This window comes from Neisseria sp. P0009.S007, assembly GCF_051962515.1.
Genome location: NZ_JBQCVF010000011.1, coordinates 1 through 3,742 on the forward strand (window position 1 = coordinate 1; position 3,742 = coordinate 3,742).

Sequence of the window (3,742 nt, forward strand, 5' to 3'; positions counted from 1 at the left end):
GATTACAGGCCGCTCAGACGGGCAGTATCGTGTGCAATCATCAATTCTTCGTTGGTAGGAATCACAACGGCAACAGCTTTGCTGTCGGCAGTGGTAATCACACCAGCATTACCGAAACGGGCTTTTAGGTTGGCTTCTTGGTCGATGTACAGACCGAGGAAGCCCAAGTAGCCCAATACGCGTTCGCGGATGATGTCGGAGTTTTCACCGATACCGCCGGTGAAGACCAATGCGTCCAAACCGCCTGCCGCGACTGTCATGCTGCCGATGTATTTAGCCAAGCGGTAGATGAACATTTCCAAAGCCAGTTTGGCGCCTGGATGACCTTTTGCAGCTTCTTCTTCGATGGTACGGCAGTCATTGGACAAACCTGAAATACCGAGCAGACCTGATTTTTTGTTCAGCATGTCGGTGATTTGGGCGATGGTCATGTTGGCATTTTCAGCCAAGAAGCTGAAAACTGAAGGGTCGATATCGCCGCTGCGGGTACCCATGACCAAACCTTCTAGCGGAGTCAGACCCATGCTGGTATCGCGTGATTCGCCGTTGGCGACGGCGGTAATAGATGCGCCGTTACCCAAGTGGGCAATCACCATGCGCAGGTCTTTTTTGTCTTTACCGAGGAAACGGGCGGTTTCATCAGAAACGTAGCGGTAGCTGGTACCGTGCGCGCCGTAGCGACGCAAGCCGTATTTTTCATACAATTCATGTGGAACAGCGTAGGTGTAGGCATGTTCCGGCATGGTTTGGTGGAAGGCGGTGTCGAATACGACAACGTTAGGCAAACCTTTGAAAATGCTTTGTGCGGCACGCAGACCCAAAAGGTGGGCCGGGTTGTGCAGGGGAGCGAGCGGGATACATTTTTCGATGCCAGCGATAACTTCGTCGTCAACGAGGATGGATTCGCTGTACAGTTCGCCGCCGCTGACGACGCGGTGACCGATGGCGCCGATGCGGCTGTCGAGGCCGTGGGCTTTGAGTTCTTCCATCAGGGCTTCAACTGCGCCGGTGTGGTCGGGCTTGGCAGACAGGTCAACTTTGTGTTTTTCACCGTTGAATTTAAAGGTAATGTAGGCATCAGGCAGATTGAGCTTTTCTGCCAGGCAGCTCAGCAATACTTCGCCGCTGTCGTTATCCAATACGGCACCTTTGAGGGAAGAGCTACCGCAGTTCAAAACCAAGATTAATTTTTGTGACATTTTTATGCTCCTTGAGGTTTCAGACGGCATTTTTGTCGGGACCTTACTGCGGCTCCGGCTATGTTGCACCCCTTGTGGGACGTAGTGGGTAGCGGTCTGAACAGATTAACAAAGTAAACGTCGTATTCTAACAAAAAATGTAATCGGCTGCTTGACTTAATATTTGATGTAAAATGGACGGAATTTTATTTTAGGCCGTCTGAAAAAATGACGACGGTTTTGAAAATTTACCGATATGCATTATTTCAGTATCCACACTCAAGACGGCGAACACGCCGGATTTTTCATTATGCTGGCAGACGATGAATCGCAAAATCCGCCGCAAAGCGGACGCTTTGTAATCAAGCTGCAAAGTGAAGACGCAGCCGAAGCGGCGGTATTGTCGCCTTTTGAGCAAACCGATATCCCGCAATACTGGCGCGTGGTTAAAGACCGTATCGAACTGTTTTTTGACGATAAAAATATCGGTTCGTTGCGCAACGAATACCTGACCATTAGCGGTAAAACCTTTATCCTGACCGATTTGACCGGAGCGATGTAATGGAAAGTATGTTTATCCTTGTCCCCATCAGCATTATTTTGGCCTTCATCATCGGCTGGTTTTTCTGGTGGTCGGGTAAAAACGGACAGTTTGACGACCTTGAAGGACCTGCGCACCGCATTTTGATGGATGACGACTCCACTGAAAAACTGATCGAAAAAGACGAAGACAAAGAATCCAAACAATGAGCCTTAAAAAAGACAATCTGAATTTCCACACGACCCGCCGTTTTGCGCCGCTCTTTGGGACGCAGTTTTTGGGCGCGTTGAACGATAATATGTTCAAAACCGCATTATTCGTGATGATCAGTTTTTACGGTTTGGGTAAAAACGACTTTCTGCCGCCCAGCCAAATGCTGAATTTGGGCGCAATGCTGTTTATTCTGCCCTACTTCCTGTTTTCCGCACTGTCAGGACAGCTGAGCAACAAATTCGATAAAGCCGTTTTAGCGCGCTGGATCAAGCTGTTGGAAATCATCATTATGGCAGTGGCAGCATATGGCTTCTATATTCAATCCGCGCCTTTGCTTTTAATCTGCCTGTTTTGCATGGGTACGCAATCGACTTTGTTCGGCCCTCTGAAATATGCCATTTTGCCCGATTACCTCAACGACAAAGAGCTGATTATGGGCAACAGCCTGATTGAATCGGGTACGTTTATCGCCATTTTGCTCGGCCAAATTTTGGGCACCGCAGTCGCAGGTGTTCCGCCGTATATTGTTGGTGGTTTGGTGTTATTGGTCGCTATCGGCGGCTCGATGACCAGCCTGTTTATGCCGTCTGTACCCGCTAAAATGTCGGACACAAAAATCGAATGGAACATCATTAAAGGCACGAATTCACTGATTCGTGAAGCGGCGGCCAATCGTCCCGTATTCACTTCCATCATTGGTATTTCATGGTTTTGGTTTATCGGCTCGGTTTATACCACCCAACTGCCAACGTTCACGCAAATCCATTTGGGCGGCAACGATAATGTGTTCAACCTGATGTTGGCGCTGTTCTCCATCGGTATCGCCATCGGCTCGGTGTTATGCGCCAAACTCAGCCACGAACGCCTGATTTTGGGCTTGGTTACCATCGGCACTCTGGGACTGACGGTCTGTGGATTATTGCTGGTGTGGCTGACCCAAGGCCAACGTTTTACCGAATTAAACGGCATTATTTGGTTTTTATCGCAAGCCCAAACGTATCCGATTATGCTCGTGATGTCGGCCATCGGCTTTTTCGGCGGCTTCTTCTCCGTACCGCTCTACACTTGGCTGCAAACTGCCAGCAGCGAAACCTTCCGCGCCCATGCTGTTGCCGCCAACAACATCATCAACGGCGTGTTTATGGTGTCGGCTGCCATTTTGAGCGCGGTTTTGCTGATGTTGTTCAACAGCATCACGCTGCTGTATTTGATTGTTGCCGTAGGTAATATTCCGTTGATTGTTTACCTCATCAAACGGGAATCGAAATTTATCGGGGATTTGACCGCTTTGTTGAAAAGCAGCAAATAAGGCCGTCTGAAATGTCTCCCCACCATGCACATTTTCACTATTCAATCGCGTGGACAGCTTGTGCATAAATCAGATTACTGTCTGATTTAACATTAAAAAACAGGACTGACTAAATTTTAAGTACAACTTTACTACCAAACAAAATGCACATTTTCCCCAAACAAGCGTGTGCAAAGGCTGTGAATAAGTAAGCTTAATAATTGATATTTCAAAGCAAAAAGATACTTGATTAATTTTTAAGCAGTTTATTAAAGGCCGTCTGAAACCTTTTTCAGACGGCCTGAGAGTATAATAACCACCTACCTTATAGTTCCCAAACGATATGATTTACCCATGGCATGAAACCCAATGGCAACAGCTCGCCGCCCATTGGCAAAACCGACCCAACGCTTGGCTGTTTACCGGCAAAGAAAATACCGGCAAAACCGAGTTTGCCCGCTTTGTCGCGCAGGCATTGCTGTGCGAATCGCCCAAGTCCGGCCATGAACCCTGCGGCGAGTG

At 48.3% G+C, this 3,742-nt stretch carries 4 protein-coding genes and 1 pseudogene; 4 read left to right on the forward strand and 1 reads right to left on the reverse strand.

The annotated features are described in order from the left end of the window. Positions 1-2 precede the first annotated feature (2 nt). Positions 3-1,199, reverse strand: a complete 1,197-nt coding sequence (locus ACTHS3_RS02470; RefSeq protein ID WP_049344146.1) for an acetate kinase — start codon at positions 1,197-1,199, stop codon at positions 3-5. A 235-nt stretch (positions 1,200-1,434) separates the two neighbouring features. Between ACTHS3_RS02470 and ACTHS3_RS02475 the strand changes: the two genes are divergently transcribed. From ACTHS3_RS02475 to ACTHS3_RS02490, 4 genes and pseudogenes are all read left to right on the forward strand, one after another. Further along, positions 1,435-1,740: an HLGFF motif protein gene (locus ACTHS3_RS02475; RefSeq protein ID WP_049344144.1), complete on the forward strand. Its 306-nt coding sequence runs from the start codon at positions 1,435-1,437 to the stop codon at positions 1,738-1,740. Further along, entirely contained in the window at positions 1,740-1,928 is a 189-nt protein-coding gene (ccoS, locus tag ACTHS3_RS02480) for a cbb3-type cytochrome oxidase assembly protein CcoS (protein WP_003681462.1), read from the forward strand. Before ACTHS3_RS02475 ends, ccoS begins: the two co-directional genes overlap by 1 nt. After that, positions 1,925-3,241 (forward strand): MFS transporter, encoded by a 1,317-nt coding sequence (locus ACTHS3_RS02485; RefSeq protein WP_107736926.1) that lies wholly within the window; start codon positions 1,925-1,927, stop codon positions 3,239-3,241. Before ccoS ends, ACTHS3_RS02485 begins: the two co-directional genes overlap by 4 nt. Positions 3,242-3,563: 322 nt before the next feature. Next, positions 3,564-3,742: pseudogene (locus tag ACTHS3_RS02490) on the forward strand (DNA polymerase III subunit delta'); the annotation flags it as partial.

Bases quoted from the DNA above. Each gene is read 5' to 3' on its own strand.
- ACTHS3_RS02470 (WP_049344146.1), bottom strand. From the start codon at position 1,199: ATGTCACAAAAATTAATCTTGGTTTTGAACTGCGGTAGCTCTTCCCTC.
- ACTHS3_RS02475 (WP_049344144.1), top strand. From the start codon at position 1,435: ATGCATTATTTCAGTATCCACACTCAAGACGGCGAACACGCCGGATTT.
- ccoS (WP_003681462.1), top strand. From the start codon at position 1,740: ATGGAAAGTATGTTTATCCTTGTCCCCATCAGCATTATTTTGGCCTTC.
- ACTHS3_RS02485 (WP_107736926.1), top strand. From the start codon at position 1,925: ATGAGCCTTAAAAAAGACAATCTGAATTTCCACACGACCCGCCGTTTT.